Annotated in this window: 20 protein-coding genes, 1 pseudogene and 1 riboswitch; of the genes and pseudogenes, 12 read left to right on the forward strand and 9 right to left on the reverse strand. The window is 46.2% G+C overall.

Features of this window, described 5'->3' with window-relative positions; all coding sequences use genetic code 11:
* Positions 1-379 precede the first annotated feature (379 nt).
* Positions 380-1,450: a hypothetical protein gene (locus tag BAZ21_RS05795; protein WP_068497936.1), complete on the forward strand. Its 1,071-nt coding sequence runs from the start codon at positions 380-382 to the stop codon at positions 1,448-1,450.
* Positions 1,451-1,530: 80 nt separating this feature from the next.
* Here the strand turns inward: BAZ21_RS05795 and BAZ21_RS05800 are convergent, their stop codons facing one another.
* Both BAZ21_RS05800 and BAZ21_RS05805 read right to left on the reverse strand, forming a co-directional pair.
* The gene (locus BAZ21_RS05800; RefSeq protein ID WP_068497938.1) at positions 1,531-2,841 is read right to left on the reverse strand and encodes a nucleobase:cation symporter-2 family protein; all 1,311 of its coding nucleotides are present in this window, start codon (positions 2,839-2,841) and stop codon (positions 1,531-1,533) included.
* Positions 2,835-3,452, reverse strand: a complete 618-nt coding sequence (locus BAZ21_RS05805; protein WP_068497940.1) for a xanthine phosphoribosyltransferase — start codon at positions 3,450-3,452, stop codon at positions 2,835-2,837. The genes BAZ21_RS05800 and BAZ21_RS05805 overlap by 7 nt, the downstream gene beginning before the upstream one ends.
* Positions 3,453-3,610: 158 nt before the next feature.
* A riboswitch (purine riboswitch) is annotated at positions 3,611-3,714 on the reverse strand.
* 328 nt (positions 3,715-4,042) lie between these two features.
* On the opposite strand from BAZ21_RS05805, the gene rhaB reads away from it, so the two are divergent.
* From rhaB to BAZ21_RS05830, 5 genes are all read left to right on the forward strand, one after another.
* Entirely contained in the window at positions 4,043-5,521 is a 1,479-nt protein-coding gene (gene rhaB, locus BAZ21_RS05810; RefSeq protein ID WP_068497941.1) for a rhamnulokinase, read from the forward strand.
* Between the two features lie 15 nt (positions 5,522-5,536).
* Positions 5,537-6,793, forward strand: coding sequence for an L-rhamnose isomerase (gene rhaA / locus BAZ21_RS05815; RefSeq protein WP_068497943.1), 1,257 nt, complete (start codon positions 5,537-5,539; stop codon positions 6,791-6,793).
* 67 nt (positions 6,794-6,860) lie between these two features.
* On the forward strand, positions 6,861-7,706 hold the full coding sequence (gene rhaD / locus BAZ21_RS05820; protein ID WP_068497945.1) for a rhamnulose-1-phosphate aldolase: 846 nt from the start codon (positions 6,861-6,863) through the stop codon (positions 7,704-7,706).
* A 231-nt stretch (positions 7,707-7,937) separates the two neighbouring features.
* Positions 7,938-8,834: a helix-turn-helix domain-containing protein gene (locus BAZ21_RS05825; RefSeq protein WP_068497947.1), complete on the forward strand. Its 897-nt coding sequence runs from the start codon at positions 7,938-7,940 to the stop codon at positions 8,832-8,834.
* Between the two features lie 85 nt (positions 8,835-8,919).
* Positions 8,920-11,181 carry a GDYXXLXY domain-containing protein gene (locus tag BAZ21_RS05830; RefSeq protein ID WP_176718105.1) on the forward strand — a complete coding sequence of 754 codons (2,262 nt, stop codon included), beginning with the start codon at positions 8,920-8,922 and terminating at the stop codon, positions 11,179-11,181.
* A 185-nt stretch (positions 11,182-11,366) separates the two neighbouring features.
* Here BAZ21_RS05830 and mmuM read toward each other — a convergent pair whose 3' ends face one another.
* Positions 11,367-12,314, reverse strand: a complete 948-nt coding sequence (mmuM, locus tag BAZ21_RS05835) for a homocysteine S-methyltransferase (protein WP_068497950.1) — start codon at positions 12,312-12,314, stop codon at positions 11,367-11,369.
* Between the two features lie 304 nt (positions 12,315-12,618).
* Here mmuM and BAZ21_RS05840 point away from each other — a divergent pair, with 304 nt between their 5' ends.
* Together BAZ21_RS05840 and BAZ21_RS05845 are read left to right on the forward strand one after the other, a co-directional pair.
* A complete protein-coding gene (locus tag BAZ21_RS05840; protein WP_068497952.1) occupies positions 12,619-13,674 on the forward strand; it encodes an AEC family transporter in 1,056 nt (351 codons plus the stop codon).
* A gap of 17 nt (positions 13,675-13,691) precedes the next feature.
* Positions 13,692-14,711 (forward strand): 2-hydroxyacid dehydrogenase, encoded by a 1,020-nt coding sequence (locus BAZ21_RS05845; RefSeq protein ID WP_068497954.1) that lies wholly within the window; start codon positions 13,692-13,694, stop codon positions 14,709-14,711.
* A 49-nt stretch (positions 14,712-14,760) separates the two neighbouring features.
* Here the strand turns inward: BAZ21_RS05845 and BAZ21_RS05850 are convergent, their stop codons facing one another.
* Both BAZ21_RS05850 and BAZ21_RS05855 read right to left on the reverse strand, forming a co-directional pair.
* Positions 14,761-15,498, reverse strand: a complete 738-nt coding sequence (locus tag BAZ21_RS05850; RefSeq protein ID WP_068497956.1) for a response regulator — start codon at positions 15,496-15,498, stop codon at positions 14,761-14,763.
* A complete protein-coding gene (locus tag BAZ21_RS05855; protein WP_084011524.1) occupies positions 15,495-17,081 on the reverse strand; it encodes an ATP-binding protein in 1,587 nt (528 codons plus the stop codon). Before BAZ21_RS05855 ends, BAZ21_RS05850 begins: the two co-directional genes overlap by 4 nt.
* Before the next feature lie 203 nt (positions 17,082-17,284).
* Here BAZ21_RS05855 and BAZ21_RS05860 point away from each other — a divergent pair, with 203 nt between their 5' ends.
* Positions 17,285-17,467, forward strand: a complete 183-nt coding sequence (locus BAZ21_RS05860; protein WP_068497960.1) for a DUF2524 domain-containing protein — start codon at positions 17,285-17,287, stop codon at positions 17,465-17,467.
* Between the two features lie 93 nt (positions 17,468-17,560).
* On the opposite strand, the gene BAZ21_RS05865 is transcribed toward BAZ21_RS05860, so the two are convergent.
* From BAZ21_RS05865 to rlmN, 3 genes are all read right to left on the reverse strand, one after another.
* Complete coding sequence (locus tag BAZ21_RS05865; protein WP_068497962.1) at positions 17,561-18,493, reverse strand: dihydroorotate dehydrogenase; 933 nt, start codon at positions 18,491-18,493, stop codon at positions 17,561-17,563.
* Complete coding sequence (locus BAZ21_RS05870) at positions 18,474-19,175, reverse strand: dihydroorotate dehydrogenase electron transfer subunit (RefSeq protein ID WP_068497964.1); 702 nt, start codon at positions 19,173-19,175, stop codon at positions 18,474-18,476. Before BAZ21_RS05870 ends, BAZ21_RS05865 begins: the two co-directional genes overlap by 20 nt.
* 139 nt (positions 19,176-19,314) lie before the next feature.
* Positions 19,315-20,412 carry a 23S rRNA (adenine(2503)-C(2))-methyltransferase RlmN gene (rlmN, locus tag BAZ21_RS05875; RefSeq protein WP_068497966.1) on the reverse strand — a complete coding sequence of 366 codons (1,098 nt, stop codon included), beginning with the start codon at positions 20,410-20,412 and terminating at the stop codon, positions 19,315-19,317.
* 248 nt (positions 20,413-20,660) lie between these two features.
* Between rlmN and BAZ21_RS05880 the strand changes: the two genes are divergently transcribed.
* The 3 genes from BAZ21_RS05880 to BAZ21_RS05890 all read left to right on the forward strand — a co-directional run bounded on the left by BAZ21_RS05880 (position 20,661) and on the right by BAZ21_RS05890 (position 23,065).
* Positions 20,661-21,530 (forward strand): AraC family transcriptional regulator, encoded by an 870-nt coding sequence (locus tag BAZ21_RS05880; RefSeq protein ID WP_068498061.1) that lies wholly within the window; start codon positions 20,661-20,663, stop codon positions 21,528-21,530.
* 266 nt (positions 21,531-21,796) lie between these two features.
* Positions 21,797-22,198: a MerR family transcriptional regulator gene (locus tag BAZ21_RS05885; protein ID WP_068497967.1), complete on the forward strand. Its 402-nt coding sequence runs from the start codon at positions 21,797-21,799 to the stop codon at positions 22,196-22,198.
* 12 nt (positions 22,199-22,210) lie between these two features.
* The gene (locus BAZ21_RS05890) at positions 22,211-23,065 is read left to right on the forward strand and encodes an SDR family NAD(P)-dependent oxidoreductase (RefSeq protein WP_068497969.1); all 855 of its coding nucleotides are present in this window, start codon (positions 22,211-22,213) and stop codon (positions 23,063-23,065) included.
* 86 nt (positions 23,066-23,151) lie between these two features.
* Here BAZ21_RS05890 and BAZ21_RS05895 read toward each other — a convergent pair.
* Positions 23,152-23,597 (reverse strand): annotated as a pseudogene (locus tag BAZ21_RS05895) (GNAT family N-acetyltransferase).
* Positions 23,598-23,751 lie beyond the last annotated feature (154 nt).

The raw sequence follows: 23,751 nt of genomic DNA on the forward strand, positions 1-23,751 counted from the left end.
ATGACAAGAATCAGAGCTATGGCTTTCCGTTGCATGCACGAAATGAACATGCTAAAATTAGGTATATAGATACCCACCGTGTCCATATACTAAAAAAGAGCCTTCGCCGCGCCAACGGCAAAGACTCTTAGGATTTGAAAGGCTGTGGATCACCACCACGGCGCGCTGCATAACTGAATGTTAATGCAAACGAAACCCACCGTTAGGGGCCAACCTAATTACGCGGTGGGTTTTCGCTTGTTCCGAAATTTGTATACCATTCCTCTTCCTACCACTCTAGCAAATTCTTCTAGTATATAAACCAACTAAGAGTTAACTTTAGCGCTACTACGCAGTAAAAATATTAGTAAATCCTTCATCTTAGAAAGGATGTATCCTTTTGAGAATAAACAGCTTTCGCTTCTTTATACTTTCCTTGCTCGTTCCAGCTCTGTTATCTTCCTGCTCTCCATCTTCTACTCCAGCAACAGAACCAATTCCATCGAAACAAATCCAATCAGGTGAAAAGACAGCTCCAGTCGGACAAGGCCAATATCTATCCATGACCTATACAGAATATGTGAATGGAAAAAATACAGAAAAAGGCATGGTTATGCGGGTCATGACGTATGACTTAAGCAGTAAAAAAATGACCAAACTGGCCGATGTTCCTTATACCTCTCAATACCCACTTTCTGTGGTGTCCTTACCTGATCACAAGATTTATTACTCTGCTGATGTTGCTGATAAGGGAGACCAACTATTTTCGTACGATTTAAATTCAAAAAAAATCGAACAATTATCCGATAATTTGTTTGCGATTAATCGTATAGTACCAACTACTCCAGAAGGTCCACTCGTTCTAGCCGCCGTCAAAAGAGGGGAACGTACACTTAAAACCATTTTCTACAATAAATCAACTCATACAATGCAGTTCTTGCATGATGAAAATCAGGATATGAATACTTGGTCTGTATCTTACAACCCTAGCAAAAGCGCAACTTACATTTCCCAATTTTCTGAAAATGGACGAGATAAACAAAGAGACATCGCAACCAAGAAACAGGCTACTATGGTCCCTCCGGACTACAGGGTTACAGAAATCAATAACATCACCAAACAAGAAAGATCTGTCATCACACTAAAAAACGAACAAATCCTATCAATGTCCAGCAGTAATGATCAATTGCTCCTGGTAACTGCTCGTTTCATTAATCACGGTAATCCCGAGTATAGTCTTGTGGATATTGCTACTGGCAAACGCACCAAGCTTGAACTCCCCATTTCGTCCCGGAGCTTTATCTATATGTCCCCGGACGGCAAGGGCATCTACTATTTAGGCAGTGCCTCCCAGAAAAATCAGGAGGAAGGGCGCGGTGTATATTATTATGATTTCACATCAAAAATCCAAACCCCAATCTTCATACAGGAAGAGGGTTTTATCAATAACTTCATGCTGCTGAACAAATAATCCGTTTTGAATAATCCTATGCCAAAAAGCCGGAAAAAGAGGCTTACGTCCTCTCTCCGGCTCTCTTTACCCATTTCTAATCATCCAACCTTCTGCGGAACCTCCGCCACATTTACACCCTTGACCGAATCACCCTGTTTTCTCGTCAAAACGATGTTCAGCACAATCGCTGTAATCGAGCCCGAAACGATGCCGTTTTGCAGCAGCATTTTGGCAAAGCTCGGCAACTGGTCGAACATTTGCGGCAGAACGGCAGAGCCTAGCCCCACAGCAATACTGCACGCCGCGATCAACAGATTGCTTTCCTTCCGCAGGTCCACTTCTGACAAAATGGACATGCCAGATGCAGCGACCGAACCGAACATGACGATCATCGCCCCGCCCAGCACGGCATTCGGAATGACGGTCGTCAAGGCAGCCAGCTTGGGCAACAATCCGAGAACAACCATGATGCTCCCTGCTGCAAAAATAACGTTACGCGATTTGACGCGAGTCAGAGAAATCAGACCGACATTTTGCGAGAAGGCCGTGTAAGGGAACGCATTAAAAATCCCGCCCAGCATAATCGCAAGTCCTTCGGAACGAAGTCCATTGACGATTTGCTTCTGCTCCACCTTCTGATCAATCGCCTTGCCTACTGCCAAATAAACCCCCGTAGATTCGACCATGCTGACAATATTGACGATAATCATCGTACATACCGCCATAATGCTAAACTCCGGCTTGCCAAAATAAAACGGCTGCGCCACACTCACCCATGAGGCGTCCGCCACAGGAGCAAAATGCACCATTCCCATCGCATATGCGACCACAGTACCCGCAAACAAACCGATAAGTACGGAAATCGAGCGCAAAAAGCCCTTGCCCACTCGATTTACAAGCAGAATAACCAGCAGTGTAACCAACGCCAGCAGTAAATTACGCGGCTGTCCAAAATCTGCACTGCCCTGTCCGCCTGCTACATTGTTCATCGCTACCGGAATGAGGGACAGACCGATAATGGTCACGACCGAGCCGGTAACCACGGTCGGGAAAAAACGAAGCAGCTTGCCATACAGCGGCGCCGCAAGCACCACGAATATACCGGACAAGATTATGGCCCCGTACGCTGTCGCTAAATTCGAGGTCGAGGCAATTGCGATCAGTGGTCCGACCGCCGTGAACGTACAACCTAAGATGACCGGTAATCTACTGCCAAAAAACCGTGTACCCATAATCTGTAACAACGTGGCAATCCCACAGGTGAACAGATCGGCGGCTACCAGATAGGCCATTTGGGCTGGCGTCAGGTGCAACGCTCCTCCTACGATCAGAGGAACGGCAATCGCTCCGGCGTACATCGCCATGACATGCTGGAAGCCCAGCGCAAATAACTTTTGTTTGCTTAACATCCCACATTCTCCTTAACGGGAGGAATCACCGCATCAGCTTCCTCTATAAAATGAACCTCGCCCGGTGCCATGGAAGCAATACGCGCAAGAGAACGTACAGCAATGCCTCTTTGCTCCAATAGCCCGCGGCCTTCCTGAAAGCTCTTTTCGATGACGCAGCCAACCCCGGCCAGCTCCGCTCCTGCTTCCTTCACAATATCCGTAAGCCCAACCAAGGCTGCGCCAGTAGCCAGAAAATCATCCACGATCAGCACATGGTCGCTGGCATTCAGATATTTTTGGGAAATGCTCACCTGATAGGTTTCCTGCCGTGTGAACGAATGAACCTCAGCGAAGTATACCTGCTCATTCAGCGTGATTGCCTTCTTCTTCTTTGCATAAATGAACGGGACACCTAATGCAATGGCTGTAGCCATGGCAAATTGAATACCACTTGCTTCAATCGTAAGCACCTTGGTAATCGGGGCACTGCCGAACAGGCGTGCGAATTCCTTGCCAATTTCCAATGCCAACGCTGTATCCACCTGATGATTCAAAAAAGAATCTACCTTTAATACGGTATCGGATAAAATCTGTCCTTCTTGACGAATACGTTCCTCCAAAGCTTTCATTACGCCGCTATCGCTCCTTCTGTACCTGAAAATAGAATAAAACCTGCCAAAACCAAAAAAGGACAAGCTCCCTTGAGTTGTTTCTCAAGTGAAGCCTGTCCTTGGGATTATCGTCCCTTGACGGATTGGGGCACAAATAAATGTCCGCATTCATCCGAAGCCGATGCGCTATCACTCATAGTCGGACGATTGCAGTGGTCATCCGGTAGAAACTTTTGGGCCATATCCCCAATATTATACGAGTCATATGAAATTGATATCTTGTATACTACACCCTCTGGCTGGCGGTTTCAAGACTATTTTTCATACAGATAGCGGCACCTGAAGAACCTTCCACAATTTGAAAATCGGTAAAGCGCATCACCTTCTATTTAAGGTAAATATATGGTAGAAAACAGATAGTAAAAAACGGAAACCCACACAAAACAACATTCAATTTTATATATAATTTTAAAAACAAAAATAAAACCAAAAAATATACTTCCGTTTATGTTGACTACACAGATAAACGGAAGTAGTATGGAGTTAGTTAAGAAATTAAAGGCAGACTTTCAGGCTGCCGGGATTTTATCCATGCTAGGAGATTGGATATGAATAATTATCTTGCTGTTGATATTGGAGCTTCAAGTGGAAGACTCGTGAGTGCAACTCTGGAAGGTGACCAGCTTCATTTGCAAGAGCTTCATCGGTTCAACAACTCCTTTACCGAAAGGGACGGACATGATTACTGGAATATCGACGATCTGTTTGATGAGATTATTCAAGGCTTGCAAAAAGCTAAACAGAACGGGATTCATTCCTGTACGCTCGGCATTGATACATGGGCTGTAGATTACGTGCTGCTTGATAAGGAAGGTAACCGCATTCATGAGGTATACGCTTACCGGGATGCACGCACCCTCCACGCGCCCGACAGGCTGCACCAGCTCATCAGTCGAGAAGATGTATATGAGAAAACAGGCATTCAGGAACTCAACTTTAATACGTTATATCAACTGTTCGTCCATGATCGGGAACAGCTTGCCCAGGCGGATAAAATATTGATGGTGCCTGACTATCTGTACTACCGCCTTACAGGCATTATGGTCAATGAAATGACAAATGCATCCACGATGCAGCTTCTCAACGTGGACACCCGGGAGTTTGATGAAGACCTGCTGTCCCTGCTCCAGCTCCGGCGCGATCAATTTTCAGAGCTTGCCGAGCCGGGACGGGTTCTGGGTTCCCTTTTGCCGGAGCTTGTTCAAAGGTACGATCTTCCGGACTGTCAGATCATTCTTGTGCCTACGCACGATACCGCATCAGCTGTTGCAGGTGTTCCATCACAGCGTGAGGAATCCTGGGCTTATATCAGCAGCGGAACGTGGTCACTGCTGGGAATGGAACGATCCGAGGCTCTAAATACCAAGGCAGCCATGCAGGCGAACTACACCAATGAGTGGGGCGCTTACGGTACGTACCGTTTTCTGAAAAACATTATGGGCTTGTGGATGATTCAGGAGGTGAGAAGAGAGGGTGGCTTCGCACACAGCTTTGCCGAATTGGCCCAACTGGCTGCAGCAGAAACACCGTTTGCCAGTCTCGTCCTCTGCAACCAGTCCTCATTCTTAAATCCGGATAGCATGACCCTTGAGATTCAGCGATTCTGCGAAGACACGGGGCAGCCTATCCCCCGGACACCGGGTGCGCTTGCCCGCTGTATTTTTGACAGTCTGGCCTTAAGCTACCGGGATGCCTTACATGAGCTGCAACGTTTAACAGACGAAACGGTTGCCAAATTGCACATTGTCGGCGGAGGCGCCAACAACGAATTATTATGCCAGCTAACAGCCGATCTTTTGGAAATTGAGGTTCTAGCAGGTCCTTCTGAATCTACAGCTATCGGTAATATTATCGTGCAATTAATCAGTTCCGGTGCCCTTGAAGACCTCAAAGCTGCTGGCAGAGTCATTGCCCAATCCTTCCCGACTCGCCTCTATAAGCCGCAATTGTTGGAAGGCTCGAAAGAGCTGCTGGATCGCTGGGAACACCTTAAGAGACAAACCATGTCCACTACTCAGATATCTTAATAAAGGAGCAAAGCCATGAACGAAGCCATTGAAGCCAGTTATAACGAAGCGAAAAAGCTGTATGCCCGCCACGGTATTCAGGTGGATGACGTTTTACGCAAGCTTTCAGAGATCAAAATATCACTACACTGCTGGCAGGGAGACGATGTGCAGGGATTCCTGTTTAAGGACAAACAGCTGAGCGGGGGAATTGCGGTAACGGGCAGCTACCCGGGCAGAGCAGGAACGCCAGCTGAGCTGCGTCAGGATTTGGAAAAGGCCCTATCGCTCATTCCAGGTCAGCATAAGGTCAATCTGCACGCTATCTATGCGGATACGACAGAGCAGGTGGATTTGGATCAACTGGAGCCACGCCATTTTGAGAACTGGGTAGATTGGGCCAAACAGCAAGGACTTGGGCTTGATTTTAATCCAACCCTGTTCTCCCATCCCAAAGCGGAGGATGGCTTCACACTGAGCCACAAGGACCCGGAAATTCGTGATTTCTGGATTACACACTGCAAAAAATCACGCAGAATTGCCGAGTATTTTGGCAAGGAACTCGGTCAGCCCTGTGTTACAAATCACTGGATGCCGGATGGTTACAAGGATGCCCCGGTTGACCGCCTGGCTCCAAGAGAACGTCTGCGCGATGCGCTGGACGAAATTTTCAGCGAGGAAATCAGCGAAGAATACAACATTGATGCGGTTGAAAGCAAGCTGTTCGGCATCGGTTCAGAAAGCTATGTCGTCGGCTCACATGAATTTTATATGGGCTACGCCCTGACACGCGGCAAATCCATCTGTCTCGATGCCGGTCATTTCCATCCAACGGAGGTCATCTCGAACAAACTGTCCTCCGTGCTCATGTTTACCGATCAATTATTGCTCCACGTCAGCAGACCGGTTCGTTGGGACAGCGACCATGTCGTGACGATGGACGACGAATTGCTCGACATTGCCCGTGAGCTGGTTCGCGGGGATTTGCTTTCCCGAACCCACATCGGCCTGGATTTCTTTGATGGCAGCATCAACCATGTGGCGGCATGGGTTATCGGAACACGCAACACCATCAAAGCACTGCTTCGCGCCATGCTGGAACCGATTGAGGAGCTAAAAAAGGCAGAGGAGGAAAGAGACTTCACGACTCGCCTTGCCCTGGTTGAGGAATTTAAATCGTATCCGTTCGGTGCCGTATGGGATTACTATTGCGCTCAAAACGGTGTTCCTGTTCGTGAGGAATGGCTGACCGAAGCGAAAGATTATGAACAACAAGTACTGTTGAAACGATAACTGCTGAAACGGTAACTACTGCATTGATAGGCTTGTATTTTATATCATACAAAGGGAGAGATTATCCATGACTACTGTGCTGGAGAACCAAAAAGAACGAAAGTCAGGGCTCGATATCCCATTCGTTCGCGAGATGGCGGAGATTACACAAAACATGTGGAAATTCGGGTGGGATGAACGCAACGGAGGAAATGTAAGTTATATTCTGGATGAAGCTGAGGTTGCAAAATATATGGATATCCATCAGGTTATCCGTACGATCAAACCTGCTTTTCCAGTGAATGAGCTGGCTGGCAAATATTTTATCGTCACCGGATCAGGCAAATATTTTAAGAACGTCATTGCCGATCCTGAAGCCAATCTGGGTGTCCTTCGTGTCTCCCAGGATGGTGAACAATTGGAACTCTTGTGGGGTCTCAAGGATAATGCGGTGCCTACCAGCGAATTGCCTTCGCATTTTATGAGTCACATTGAGCGCTTGAAGGTTGATCCTAACCATCGTGTCGTGATCCATAATCATGCCACTCATGTCATTGCGATGACGTTCATTCATAGCCTGAATGAAAACCAGTTCACCAAAACCCTGTGGGAAATGTGTACCGAATGCATCGTCGTCTTTCCGGATGGTATCGGTGTGATCCCTTGGATGGTGCCGGGTTCCAGTGAAATCGGCCGCGAAACGGCAAAGAAAATGAAGGATCATCACGCCGTATTATGGCCTCATCACGGCATTTTCGGAACAGGCAGCTCAATTGATGAAGCGTTTGGCCTGATTGAAACGATTGAAAAGGCAGCGCAAATTTATATGCTCATTGCTCACCATGATATTCAGCAACGGATTACGGATCAGGAATTGGCCGATCTGGCCAAAGCCTTTAACGTTACTCCAAGAGAAGGAATTCTAAACGTATAAACACAGGCTAAACATATAGTTCGACTCTTAAAGCTCCACGGCTTGTCTCCACCAGGCCATGGAGCTTTTGTCATACCTACCGGGGGCCATCACCTTTTATGCTGATACCGCATAAGGAGCTCTGTTCTATCTTAATAACCCCAAATTCCTATGAATTAACTTGTAATTATTCTTTCCTTTATATACAATAAACTCAAAATCCCCTTATCTCCACCAAAGGAGAGGTGACGTATTATGAAAAAAGTAAAAAATGAAGATCACTTCGACATCGTGGAAGACCATTACTTCACAGCTACCGAACTGGAAAAATCCAGTGCCATATGGCCAGTCCGACTCGGGATGGATATTTCGAAAACCAGCTGTCATGTGGGCCCTAAGGCTGTGCCCTATTTTTATTTCATTTTTGTGCTTGAAGGTCAGGCAGAGTTTATTTACCAGCACAAAAGTCAGCGTGTCCAAAAGTCCGATTTATTCTGTTTCTTTCCGCATCATGCACATGAATATTACACGGATCAGGCGAACCCGCTGCAAAAGGTATGGATTGCCTTTGAAGGACCCAAGTCCCTGGCGCTACTGGAACGGATCGGAATTAAGCCTTCTTCACCTTTTATGGCTAACGCAGTGAGCGAGGAAATTCTCGAACTGATCTCCAACCTGTTTTCCATTGTACATGACAGCAATAGACAGGGCAGCGATCTAGCCCGCCTGATTACACTCCATCAGATTTTCGAGGAGCTGTCCCGGAACACGTCTGACGCGCTTCGCAGCTTTGTAGGCTCTGATTATTGGCTCCAACAGGGGAAGGATTACATTGATATGCATTACTGTGATCGCATTACCATTGAACAAATTGCCGAGCATGTAGGAGTGGACCGTGCGCATTTTTCACGCAAATTTCATTCTACCTTCCTCATCTCTCCCGCCAAGTATTTGCAAAACCTCAAGATTGACGAAGCCAAAAGATTACTGGAGCAGACGACTTACAACTTGTCAATCATTGCCCAATCCATCGGTTACACCGATTTATCCACCTTCTCCAAGGCATTCAAGAAAACAGCAGGAATTCCGCCACGTGAGTATCGCTTCCGGCATCAGTCCCGGCAAGAGATTCGTACCGCCAATGCTTAATGACCTGATCCTAATTCGCACTTGGTTCTCAGCCCTTTCAACGCTATAATAAGCATCAAACCAACAGGAAAGGTACGTGAATTTCATGCTGCGATTCAATGCGATACGTACGGGCTATCTGCTGGGCATCTCACTGGTACTGGCCGCGATCATTTATTTCTTTGCCTCTAATTGGGGTGGATTGGATAGGACGGTCAAAATTGTGCTGGCTGCTGCGCTTATTGTTCTGTTCTACGGCTTATCCTTTGTATTTGCACGTATACGCGCCGTTCCCGGTCAACAAGCTTTTCTGTCCAATATATTTCTGGTAGCTGGCTGTATAGCCTTTGGCGTCTCCGTGGCGTTGCTCGGTCAAATTTACAATTCCCATGCGGACAGCTACGGGTTGTTTTTGATTTGGTCCGTTCCGGCTCTGCTGCTTAGCTGGATTACCCGTTACAATCCTTTTTACGTGCTGTCCTATGTACTGATCCATCTCGGCTTATGGCTTTATTTTTATCCGACGATGCAAAACGCGTCTTACAGCGAGCTGGAATCACTGTCCATAGCCGGGGTATTCGCACTGGTCAATCTGGGGTTGTTTCTATTCACGTTCCTGCGCCGTCTAAGCTCTATACCGCTAAAATATATAAGCTTTATCGTCTTCCATATAGCCTTGCTGACCATGACTAATTCTTTTGCATTGGATGAATACGGTCTTGTCATGAACATACCGTGCATCGCTGTGATTGCTATGGGATTTTATGTATTCATTAAGATTCGACTGAGCAAAACGCTGCTGACCTTGAATGCATTGGCGGCCTCTGCCTTTGCTGTCTTTAAATTTATCGAACTGGCAGAGGCGTACTCCTCTTCTCTGTTCTTTGTTTTTGGTTTGATTTTTGTGGCGCTGCTGCTGACAGGTAATGTCTGGTTTTTCCGTTATTTAAACCACTTGGGCAAATCGTCACCGGACCCCAGTGCATCGGCGGCTGAAACAGCGGTTCCCGAGGAACGCGGCGGTGAATGGATCAGCAAAGCCGTATCCCGCATGATTAAGGTGGTCGGAGTACTGATCGGCAGTATATCTCTGATCGGGCTGGTTACCATTACCGCGAATGTAAACCACACCGAATATGTACTGTTGGGTGTGTCTTTGCTGCTTATGCTTTCGATGATTGTTATTCCGGAATCCAGGCTGGATTCTGTCATACGTTATACCCTGCTTACGATCAGCTATATTACAGGCTGGGCAGCCATTCTATGGTCAGATCAGACGTTGCTTTCGGTGCTGTTTCTGTTCGTTTCTATCGCGGGATGGTTTCGCTCCAGGGGGAAACGGCAGCTCTTTGTTGCCTACGTCTTTGTGAACCTGAATCTGGCGACCATTTTATTTCAGCAGTTTCAGGAATGGGAACGGTGGAACTGGACCTATGAGTTTATTATCTTTGCTCTCTTCTTCGTCAATGCCGTGTTATATGGGATAAGCTACTTTGTATTCAAAGCAGGTTTACGAGAGCATCTCCGGGATAGCTCATTATTTTTCAGTTTGTTGTTCCTGTTTTGGGCGACGTTTTTCGAGGATGTCTTTCCTCACTCTTATATGCTGATTAATGTTTTTTATTTTGTGGTTGTTACAGGAATGGTCTTCGCCTTTATCCGTCTAAAACAAAAATCGGCCGCCATAACGAGCATCGTGTTCTGGTTTATTTTTATCGGCTTCAAATACTATGACTTATTGTGGACGCTATTGTACAAATCGTTTACGCTGGCGCTGCTGGGCGTCCTTGCACTCGGCATTACCTGGTGGCTGGATCGCCGGACGCCTCATAGTGGCAAAGCAGCGTCCGAGGCTGATCATCACAGCTTTAGCTTTATGCGTCTCAGCCCGCTGCTCATCGTCATCGTTATCGTGCTGCAACTGGGCATGATCGGCTATCAAACCGCCAGAAGTGAGACCTTACTCGCCACAGGTGCTTCCGTTAAGCTCAAGCTGGCTCCTGTAGACCCGCGTTCCGTGCTGCAAGGCGATTACGTTGTACTGAACTACGATATTTCTACCCCACCTCCTTCTTCAATGAACCCTCTTCAGGAGCAGGACTGGAAGCGAGGCAAGGTTAAAGTCGTCCTCACGCCGGGTAACCAAGGAGTATACATCGCTAATCGCCTGTACCAGGAAGGTGAAAAGCTTGCCAATCATGAGATTGTCTTGAACGGGCGGTGGGATGGTTCCCGTATTCAGTACGGTATTGAGAATTATTTCATTCCCGAAGGAACCGGACGTACTGTTGAGCAGAACGCTCGTTACGCCTATATTCGGGTCAGCCGCAATGGTGATGCATTGCTGGAACGCTTGGCAGAAAGCTGACCTAATCGGCAAAAGCAGCGAAGGATGCCGGCCCCAAAAGTACTCATACTATAAAAAAAAAGCAGGCTGAGCCAAGCTTCTCCATTGCTGGAGTACAACTTGGTTCAGCCTGCTTGTTCCTTCAGGTCATTCGAGGGTGTCTTCCTTAATGGGATAGCCTTCACCATACCTGCACTCTCCCCCGTTTATACCTCTCTTGACCATGCCGCTATTTCTTTAATATCCTGGGGCTGAGTTCGGCAACAGCCGCCAATCAGACGGGCTCCTGCTTCATACCATTGGCGGGCACTCTGCCCAAATGTCTCTGTACAAGTGGTGCCGTGCCATGTTTTGGTGACCGGGTCATATTCCTCTCCCAGATTGGGGTACACCACCACAGGCTTATCTGTATGGCTGCGTATTTCGTGAATAAGCGATGGAATGAACTTCGGCAAAGTGCAGTTAATCCCTACAGCGGCAACTTGCTCATACTCACTCAGCCATTCAGCACACGCCGCGACAGACTCGCCATTGCTGATGTGCTGGCCGTCCTTTGCACTAAAGCTGATCCAGGCATATGTGCCGGGAAACTCCTTCAGCAATCTGGTAATGGCCTTGGCTTCGACCAGACAGGGTATCGTTTCACAAGCCAAAATATCTGCCCCGGCCTCAATGAGAGCCTTCATTCGCGGTCTGTGAAACTCGACAAGCTGCTCTTCGCTCAGCTTGTAATCACCGCGATATTCGGAGCCATCCGCCAAAAACGCCCCGTAGGGTCCGACAGAAGCCGCGACCAGCGGCTTGGGACGATGCTGCTGATGGGCCGCAGTCGCAGCTTCAGCCCAAAATTCATCCCGTGCCTGCACAGCAATCCGCACCGATGACTGAATCAGCTCCAGCGCCTCATTTTCGCTCAGACCCCGTTGAACATAGCCTTCAATGGTAGCCTGATAGCTCGCCGTAATCGCGCAGTCTGCCCCAGCTTCAAAATAATCCCTATGTACACGCTTGATCGACTCCGGGTGCTCATGGAGGATTTTCGCTGACCATAAGCTATCGTTCAGATCATGCCCATGACGTTCCAGTTCAGTTGCCATTGCGCCATCCAGCACGATCAGCGGATATTCGTCCAGTATATGTTGTATCGGATTCATGTAGCCCCTCCTGCTCGTCTTTTCTATTTAACCCACTAATTAAGTGGGATTTAATGATTTATATTATAGCATGTATGTTGATGAGTACCTCTTATTTGCTAATCTGTTTGCCCATCTGATGTAACGTATAAATTTTTTAAATTAGTTTCATAAGTTAAATTAATTAGATATTGTTCTTTTTTTCACAAAGTTTTTTTACTATAAAGGTGCAAACCAACTACTTTGGCCAAAAGATCAGGGAATTGCATCGTCACATTTTGCATCGTCATATATGTGAAAAAAGGTACAAGAGAGGGTTTTAACTATGTCTTTACTAGAAATGATTACAGCGACCTTAACAGATAACAATATTGTCAGTTCTATCGCTTCCACCGTTTTTATTATCCTGCTTGGTTTCTTTTGTCGCAAGAAGGGGATTTTTACCGCAGCAGTAGGAAAGCTGTTATCCAAGGTTGTTCTAACCGTGGCTCTACCAGCACTAGCCTTTAATTCCTTCATGCAGGATATCAATCCTACAATATTAAAACAAGGCATGAATGTTTTAGTATGGGGAATTCTAATCTATATTATTCTCATCTTTATTTCGAAGCCTTTCTTCCTAAGTTACAACAAGGATAAACAGGATGTTTTGCGGGTGTTGACTATTTTCGGTTCTACTACTTTTTTCGGAATTCCGATTGTCGGGGCCATTTACGGTCCTACCGGAGTTATGTACAGTTCCATTTTTAATATAGGCTACCGTATTTTCTTATACTCCTATGGCTATATCAAAATGAGCGGCTTAAAAATGGAGCTTAAAAACCTCAAAACCATGTTTTTGAATCCGATTGTTATCGCCACTTTTCTAGGCTTGTTTGTTTGGTTGTTTCAAGGTTATTTGCCACAGATGAGCGTAGCTACAGAGGATGGGGCCATTCAGCAGTTCGCTTTTCTAAGAATTGATCAAACCGCTGTCTGGTTGTTCAAGCCCATGACCTACCTTGCCGGACTAGCTTCTCCGTTAGCCTGGTTATCGATTGGCTCGACATTGGGAGAGATCAGCTTCAAGTCGGCAGCTACGGACAAGACGTCTTGGTATTACAGCATCGTTAAGGTTTGGCTTGTACCCATTGTTAACATCGTTTTGCTGGCTTTGCTAACTGTATCTCATATTCTGTCGGTCGATACTGTCGCTTTATCTACTATTGTCATTATGATGGCTACTCCTACAGCTACCGTAGCCGCAGCCTATGCGATCAGTTTTGATAAGGAAGCCGTTCTGACTTCCAATGCATCGCTTCTATCTACTATAACTTCTGTCGTCATGATTCCAGTGTGGATCATTACGCTCAATATCATTGATAAAATTGGCATTTTCTAAATCAGGGGGAAAACAACATGTTAAAAATCATATGCTACGGCGTCCGTTCTTATGAGAAACCATATTTCCATGACCTCAATAAATACAACTTCCAGCTAACGCTGGTAGAAGAGCTGTTAAACTCCAGCAACGCAGAATTGGCACAGCATCATGATGCCGTTTTGTTGAGAGGAAACTGCGCTGCGAATCGAGAGAATCTCACGAAATTCAAGGAATACGGCATTCAATATGTTTTCACCAGAACAGTGGGAATCAACCACATTGATTTGGATGCCTGCAGTGAATTCGGAATGAAGGTCGCACGCGTCCCATCCTACTCTCCGAATGCCATTGCGGAGCTCTCCTTAACTCTGGCTATGATGCTGTTCCGTCACACTGCCTATATGACTACCAAAAGCTCGTTCAAAAATTTCATTGTGGACGAGCATACATTCAGCAAAGAGATCCATAACTGTAAAGTTGGGATTATCGGGGTCGGTCGCATTGGTCTGACGGAAGCCAAATTGTTTAAAGGATTAGGAGCTTCTGTTATCGGCTATGATGTGTACCAATCCGACGCAGCCAAGGAAGCCATTCCATTCACAACCTTAGATGAACTACTCGCAGAGAGTGATGTCGTCAGTGTGCACGTTCCTTATCTGCCGGGACAGAACGACAAAATGATTAACGCCAGCTTTTTAGAAAAAATGAAAAAGGGATCTATTCTCATCAATACCTCACGTGGCGAATTACAAGATAACCAAGCCATTTTGGATGCTTTGCTGAGCAACCATCTGGAAGGGTTCGCTACGGATGTCTTCCCTAAAGAAGATGAATTATTTTTCAGATCATTTGACCCATGGCAAATGCTCCCGGACCCAACAATCCAGAAGCTCGTGGAGCTGTATCCAAGAGTTTTGGTAACGCCTCATGCTGGCTCGAATACCGTTACGGCCTTATCCAACATGATTGAAACCAGCTACGACAACTTCCATGATATACTTACAACTCATTCTTCGGACAATCTGGTCCCACTTCCTGTTCTTTCTATGAAATAATCAGGAAGCTCGCATTCTAGCTGGATAAAAAAAAGCCGTCATTTCCAGATTACAATGGAAATGGCGGTTCTTTTATATTCGGATTCAGCTGATACAGCATTAGCGGCCTGCCGACCTTGTGGTATTCTATCGATTCGACCAGGAAGCCATCGTCCACCAGGAACTGAATATATTTTTTTACCGTAATACGGGACAAGTCCACTTCCTTGGCTAACGTTTCAACCGAGAATGGTCCGTCCAGCTCTTGGATACTCTTCAGTATCGTGGTCATGGTCAGTTTGGACAAATTTTTAGACAGGTTTTTCGATAGATTATGCGATGGATTTTCAGGAGGTTCTTTCTTCTCCACACCCCTATGCTCTTCTTTATTAAAATAATGATCAATGACAGCTTGATTAATTCCGTTCCCTTCCTCCATCACCGTGGCCAAACGCTGGATTTTCTCAACAGCCAGCTTAAAGCGTTCGAATGTAAAGGGTTTAATTAAATAGTCCGCAACTCCATAAAAAACAGCTTCCTTCACCGTTTGAATGTCCTTTGCAGCCGTAATTAAAATAACCGACGCATGGTACTGATGCTCCTGCATATGTGATAATAAAGTTAATCCGCTTTTTCCGGGTAAATAAACGTCCAGCAATACCAGATCCGGTGTCCATTTTTGGAGACAGTCCTGTGCTTTCTTGACGGTATCTGCCTTGCATACCACATCCAAGTTGTCCATGCGCTCAATAAACTGTTGATTGAGCTCAGCCACCATAGGATCATCCTCAACAATCAGAACTTTCATTTATTTGTCACCTCCAATATACAGGGCAACTCTACATATATACTTGTTCCCAGGCCAGGTTGGCTGTCAATCTCAATGATGCCCTGATGCTTCTCCACCATGGTTTTAACCAGATTCAAGCCGTAACCTCTGTCTTCTCCTTTGGTTGAGAAGCCATGCTCGAATATTCTTCTTTGCATTTCAGAATCAATCCCCATACCGTTATCTTTCACTTTCAGAATGAACACATTTCCTTCACACTCGTAGTTCAATTTCAACTCAATTCTACCGGGCTGATTTTTTTGTAAGATCGAGTCTATGGCGTTGTCCATAAAATTACCCAGTATGTGGATGACATTATGAACGATGTCCTGCATCTCTACATTAGAGACATTTGAGCTTTCTTCAAGAAGAACCGAAATATTCTGTTCGCGTGCTTCGTTGATTTTACCCATAATAAAACCTGCTAATGCCGGAACTTTAATTCTCTCGGTCAGAAAGCCTACCTCATTTTGATAGCGGTGATTTAGCTGCTGAATATACTGACTAACCTCTACATATTGCCTCATTTCAATCAGTCCGGATATCACGTGCATTTTGTTCATAAATTCATGAGTCTGTCCGCGAAGGGAGTTAATATAATATTTTGTACCACTTAACTGGTTGCTAAGATGAATCATCTCGGATTGGTCGCGCAGCGTTGCAACAGCCCCAAAAAATTCATTCTCAACATATATAGGTGTTACTGTCGCAATGACTTCTATACCATTCACATAAAATGAGCGATCCTTGATCTTCTTTTTGTCATCAAACACTCTCTTGAAGAGCACATTATAAAAGTTGGTATCTACCTGCTCGCCAATCGGGGCTTCCATGTCTTGGTTTGCCAGTTGATACTTGGCCTGGGCTTCCTTGTTCATAAGCATAATTTTCTTGTCAGCCGTAATGGCTATAATTCCTTCAGCAACCTCATTTTCAATAATTTCTTTTTCGCGTAATCGTGCTGCTATCTCTTGCGGCTCGAGCCCAAATAAAATCGTTTTGATTTTTTGAGCCAGAAAGATCGCGCCCAGAACTCCACTAAAGAGTCCCAGCATCAGTCCTCCAAAAATGGTATACTGCGCCTGCATCAAATCATGATTTAGGGTCCTCATGGTCAGTCCTACACATACAATGCCAATGACCTCATTGTGTTTATTAAATATCGGCGCAAAATATCGGTAGCCTTTGCCCAAAATACCTATATTCTCAGAAAAATGCCCCTGGCCGGATAGCGTTCTTCTGGCATCATTCAAATCAGAGAACGGTTTGCCAACCATCGTTTCATTGGGATGAGACAGCCGAATTAAATCGCGGTTCAGAATGACAACAAAATCCACATTCACGTTATTCATTACGCTAAGCGAATAGTCCTGGATCTGCTTCACAGGAACTCCCTGCTCGACATTTCGAATAACATCGCTGTCACTTGCGATCACCTTGGCAATACCTGAAAGTTTTTCCTTCGTATTATCAAAATGCTTGTTAATCACGAAACTACGAATAAGAAGCAAGGATATAATTAAGGAAATAATGATGACTAAAACAACCAAAATAATAATCATGAACTGTAGCGAAACTTTGAATTGTCGTCTCGGTTTCGACTTATCTTTTAACCGCAACCCCATCACCAGCTTCTTTCTCAAGCTCTAAAAAACCTCTAATGACAACAAACGCAACCTTTATCTGAAATAAAACAATATGCTGAATAAGGAAGAATCAATTCTCCATAATAAGGACGTATACCTAACGAAATGGAGGACATCGGATGATTGACAATCTCGAAAGTAATTACAACTGCGCCAATGCAGGGCAGGATCTTCACCAGCTCAAGCAAGAGCTCGCTGCGCTTCAGGAGCAAGGTGCCGACGACCAAGCATCCAAGGAAGCCATTCATCGGCTGGAAAATCAAATTTCATTCATCTTGAACAAGTGCGATATTAACCACTAATTGAGCTTGGCTGTACTGGAAAATACAAAACCGGCTTGCCCAGGGAGACAAGTCGGCTTTGTATGCTCAAGTTTATGCAAACGGGTACGAAATTCACAGGATTCCTCGTATCTCATCCAACGACTGCACCTTTTCCCGCTGCATCCATTGTTCAAGACCATATACTAGCTCAGATCCTGCGTGTAGGTGAACAAAATTATACGTTCCCACCTGGATTGCCGCTGCCCCTGCCATGATGAATTCAATAATATCCTCCACAGAACTGATGCCGCCCATCCCGATCACCGGAATTGACACCGCCTGCGCCACCTGATGAACCATGCGTAAGGCAATCGGCTTGATGGCCGGGCCGGAAAGACCTGCATACGTGTTGGCGAAGACACTCCGACGCCGACGTATATCAATTTTCATCGCAGAAAATGTATTGATCAGCGAAACCCCGTCCGCGCCTTCTTCCTCGCACATAACCGCCATCTGTGTAATGTTCTCTGCATTGGGAGACAGCTTAACGACCAGCGGAAGCGCCGTTACGTTACGCACCTGCCGCACGACGTCCCGCGCCACCTCCGTCTGGATGCCGAATTGCATCCCGCCCTGCTTGACGTTGGGACATGAAATATTCAATTCCAGCATATCGACGCCCCTGCGATTCATCGTGCGACGTTTTTGCGCATTTTCCGTAATCATAGCTACGGCCTGAACGTATTCCTCCAGATTGGAGCCGCCCACGTTGGCAATAACAGCCGTGTTCCAGCGGGTCATGTCATCCAGCTCATCCTTCAAAAAGGCGGCAACCCCCGGATTCTCCAGTCCCACACTATTGAGCATGCCGGATGCTGTCTCATGTATTCGTGATCCCGTGTTGCCAGCCTTCGGATGAAGGGTCAGTCCCTTGCCGACGATGCCGCCCAATAATTCAGGAGAATAAAATTCGGCATATTCACGTCCAAAGCCAAACGTACCGGAAGCCATAATGATCGGGTTCTTGAACGCTACACCCGCAATATTACACGCCATGGAGATCATCAAACTCCACCTCCTCCACCGGAAATACAGGCCCTTCCTTACACACCCTGCGATTGCCTTCACGGGTACGCATCGTACAGCCCAAACATGCGCCAATACCACAGGCCATGTGTCTTTCTGTTGAAATATATAAACGGGACGATGTCCCCTCCGTTTTCATCGCGAGTGCTTGTAGCATTGGAGTCGGCCCGCAGGAAAACATATTCACATAACGAGCCGGATCGACCTGTTCAATGATGCTTCCTCCGACCTTGACTTGCACAGATGCCGCCACAGCTTCGAATGCCCCAACCCCGAAGGCTTGCTGTGCAAACCCCAGATAAACGTGCGCATGCGGGTAATGCTTCGCAGCCAGCAGCAATGGAGCCGTCCCCATTCCACCACCAACTAAAGCCAAGCTACCCTCCACCTGCGGAAAACCATTGCCGAACGGTCCCTCCAGCTGAATCTCCTGACCCGGCTGTAGCTGGGAGAACAGGCTTGTCCCCTCTCCAACAACCCGGTATAAAAAGGAAATGTAATCTTCCCCGATATCATAAATGCTAATAGGTCTGGGTAGCAGTGGATAATTCATCCCGCTGCGCAGCATGTAGAACTGCCCCATTCTTCCTCTAAAATTGCCCTCAATTTTCATCACATAGATGCCCGGAACAAGCGCCACATTCGAAATTACGTTAGCCATATAACCCCTCCACTAACCACTCACTATAACGTAAAAGCAGCAACTATTACGTGACTATTTTCACATTCCCAGATGATGTTTTACCCTCTGATCTGTGGTGCAAAAAAGCGTACTCCTGTGAGAGAGTACGCTTGTGCATTTAACTAATGGCTTCGCGTTCCGAATTGCGACTGCCTTGGGCGTCCTTGCGAATTTGCTTGCTGCGCAGCTGTCCGCAGGCTGCGTCAATGTCGACTCCATGCTCCAGCCGAACACTACAGCTAATGCCCTGCTTTTTCAATACATCATAGAAGCCGGTAATGGATTCCGACTCACTCCGCTGGTATTGGCTATGCTCATCCACCGGATTGTACGGAATCAGGTTTACATTTGCCAAATTGCGACGGTGGCCTACCAGCTCAGCCAGCTCCAGCGCATGCTCCTTGCCATCATTAACATCCTTCAGCAAAATATATTCCAGCGTGATTCGACGGTTCGTTTTGTCCAGATAATAATCAATCGCCTGCATAAGCTTCTCAATCGGAATGGCCCGGTTGATCTTCATAATACGGGTACGAATCTCGTTATTCGGCGCATGGAGAGAAATCGCCAAATTAACATGCAGATCAGAATCGGCAAATTCAATGATTTTATCGGCAAGTCCGCTTGTAGAAACCGTAATATGCCGTGGACCAATCGCCAGCCCTTTATGATCCTTAATGACCCGGATAAAGTCGGACAGGTTCACAAAGTTATCAAACGGCTCACCAATCCCCATCACAACGACGTGACTGACCCGGTCGCCCGGACGTTCCTTGTCCAGATACAGCTGCACCTTCATTATTTGCTCTACAATTTCACCGCTGGACAGGTCACGGCTCTTCTTCAACAGTCCGCTCGCACAGAAGCTGCATCCAATGTTACAGCCCACCTGTGTCGTCACACATACAGACAGTCCAAACTTATGACTCATCAATACAGTCTCTATCAAATTACCATCCTGTAGCCGGAACAAAAACTTGACTGTCCCGTCCGCCGACTGCTGCTTCACATGCTCTTCCAATGTTTCTATGGAAAAATGCTCTTCCAGCAGGCGAACGCAGTCCTCATGAACCTCCGTCATCGCTGCAAAATCGGTAATCCGCTTCCGGTACAATGCGTCCCATACCTGCAACGCACGAGATTTCTTATGTCCATGCTCCATGAGCCATGCTGTCAATTGGTCTAGCGTTAATCCATAAATGGATTCCTTTTTCATGTTCGATCCTCTTTTCAAAGCATTAAAATTCGTATTTCTATATATAAATCCTAGCCATCACGACTCGTCTCAACTATCATTGCATCATAGCATGTTTGAACGCTCTGCGCTATTCAAACGCTTCTTCTATTGTCCCAAATTTTAATTATGAACACAAGGGGGCAGGCTGATGGTATCCTGTTCCACAAAAGCACGCAATGACAGGATTACAGACACTACCAATGATATGATTACAACCAAGGAAGGTGATACGGTTGGAATGGTTGCTTCGGATCAAGAACGCGCTCGATCTGATGGAAGAAAGGATGCAGCAGCCCCTCGATATCGATGAAATTGCAAAGGCGGCCTACTCGTCCCCCTTTCATTTTCAACGGATGTTCTATATGCTGACAGGCGTCACGGTAGCAGAATATATGCGCAAACGTCGATTGACCCTGGCTGCTCAGGAATTGAGTCTTTCTACCACCAAAGTACTGGATGTTGCGTTCAAATACGGATATGATTCCCCCGAATCTTTTTCTAAAGCGTTTCGAAAGGTACACGGTATTTCTCCCACTGAGGCCAGAAGTCCAGGGGTTAACCTGAAAGCCTTCCCACGCATCACCTTCCATCTATCGTTGAAGGGAGATCAGGAAATGGATTACAAAATTGTAGAGAAAGCGGCCTTTACGGTCATTGGCAAGTCCATTCAAGTCACCACTAAAAACGGTGAAAATATGCGGGAAATCCCGAAATTCTGGGACCGACTTAACGCAGATGGCACATCTGACCGCATTCATGCCCTGGGAACAGGCGACGATATACTCGGTATATGTCTGGACATGAAGCATGGAGAGGAGACGTTTAATTACCTGATTGCCGCAGAAGGCAGTGAGGACGTAGCAGTCTCTAACGGATTAGAAGCCAGAACCATTCCGTCTGCAACCTGGGCCGTATTTACCTCCATTGGCCCTATGCCTCACTCGATCCAAAAGGTATGGCAAAGGATTTTCCAGGAATGGTTCCCTGCCAGCAATTATGAGCATTCAGGCGGCCCCGAGCTGGAAGTCTATACCATGGGAGATTCTCGCGCAGAGGATTACCGCTGCGAGGTTTGGATTCCGATTATGAAAAAGTAAACAAACGAACCGGCTGCGTATCGTAGTCGGTTCAATCCCTTATCCCCTACTCCGGCTTAAAGCGCCGGAGACAACTCTCCAAGCTCCTGCTTCAGCACGGAATATAGCCTTGCACATGCCAGCTTTAGCGGAGCCTCTGTTGCTTTACAAAGAAGGAGCCTTCTCATGATTTTGAGCGGCTCCTTTTTACATAAAACTGCTTGACTTGGTGTGAACACCAAGGTGTAGCATAACGTTAACCCTAACGAAAAGCAGGTGAAAACAGCATGGGTGAATCTTTTTCTATCAAACAAGTCTCACAAAAAACCGGATTAACGGAGGATGCCCTTCGGTATTATGAAAAAATCGGACTGCTTCCGCCACCCAAAAGAAAAAAGAACGGACACCGTGTGTACAACATCGAGGATACAGAGGTTATGAAGCTGATCATTTGCCTGAAGAAAACAGGCATGTCGCTGGAAGACATGAAGGCTTATGTCCCTCTCTCCTATAAAGAAGACGTAACAAGCGTTCCGGAAGTGAACGCTCTGTTACAAAGCTACCGTCAAAAAGTGATCGGACAAATAGCCGATTTACAGCGCATTGTGGGATTCATAGATCATAAATTAAACAACCAGCAATCCCTGCTCGAAACAGATGCAACAGCCCATACAATGGATAAAGAATAGGAGGATGCCAGCATGGCTACAAACAAGCATCATAAAACGGCGCTCATTACAGGTGCAAACTCGGGGGTGGGATTGGAGTTAACCCTAAAGCTCCTTTCCGAAGGCTGGCATGTTCTTGCCCTGATCCGCTCTGGATTCCCGAACGACAACGAACCACAGGTTCAGCACGCATTAAGCACAGGACAATTGAGGATATATAAAGCCGACTTGGCCGATTTCTCAAGCCTTAAAAAGGCACTGGAGCAGATCCAAAAAAGCGAATCTCACATCGATATCCTTTTTAATAATGCAGGTGTGTCGCTTGGAGAAATGATATTCTCTCCATTAGGGCGCGAAATGCATTTTGAAGTCAATACCGTCGTTCCCTACATCATTTTTATGGAGCTTAAGGAGCTTCTGCGGCAAGGAAACCTGAGAACCGTCATTAACACCTCCTCGAATGCTTCCCTCATTGTAAAACGATTCGAGGTGGAGCTGCTGGAACGCCCTGCCAAATTCAAAAAGCTTGTCGGGCCCTACGCCTCAAGCAAGCTAGCTCTTTCACTGTGGACCCAAGAGATCGCTCCGGCAGCCGCCGCCGAGGGAATCAAGATACGCAGCGTCTGCCCGGGTGCGAATAAAACAACGATGACTTCGAGTTCAGGAATGCCGGGGTATATGATCCCGATTCGTAACCTGATTTTTTCCCACCCCAGCAAAGGAGCCTCTCGTTTATACGAAGCCGCTCTGGGTGAATTCAGCGAACAAACTGGCATTTTTCTGAAGAAGGGAAAAGTCACCCCTTTAATTTTCACTCAGCACAGCTCCCAAGTCCTTAGCAAGATCGACCAGATTTATAAACAGCAATTCATAGAATCCACTTTTTGATTAGAACCGGACAGGGTTACTGTTGACGCTTTTGGCAATGTAGTCGCCTGTACATAACGATGGGCGCAAAGCAATCATGGACATGCTTAGATGATGGAATAGTTAACCCAATCTGCCTGAACGGCGCCCTTTTCTTCAAAGAAGCGTTGCGCCCGCTTATTGCCGGGACCCGTGATCCAGGACATGTACGCATACCCATGGTCTTGCGAGTAACGTCGGCATTCCAAAAACAGTTGCGATTCCACTTCTGTATCTCTGTATGGCTCCATGACAAACAGATCGTTCATGATGGTAATTTTATCGGCTCTCATCGTGCTGAAAGCAAAGTATAATGTAGCGAAGCCAATAAGCCCCCCATCCTGCTCTACTACGAACTGTATACCTGCTTGCTTCTCTAAAAGGTTAAAAATCAAATTATGTAGTTTCTCAGCAGCCGGTCTGGGATTCTTATAAAAACCAACAATGTACTCATACATTAACTCGTCAAACCATTTACATCGTTAGGTTCAGCATTTCTTATGATAAATGACATGTTAACTCCCCCTCTTATAAGCGATTGAATAAATATACTATATAACGAATTAATATGCAATCAATTAGAGATAATTAGCACATTTCGCTAATGCCCATCATAGCCTGATAAAACAGAACCAGCCTAACACTTTATCTGTTTTATTGATGTGCTT

The sequence above is a fragment of the Paenibacillus kribbensis genome (genome assembly GCF_001705305.1).
In the GTDB taxonomy this organism is placed as follows: domain Bacteria; phylum Bacillota; class Bacilli; order Paenibacillales; family Paenibacillaceae; genus Paenibacillus; species Paenibacillus kribbensis_B.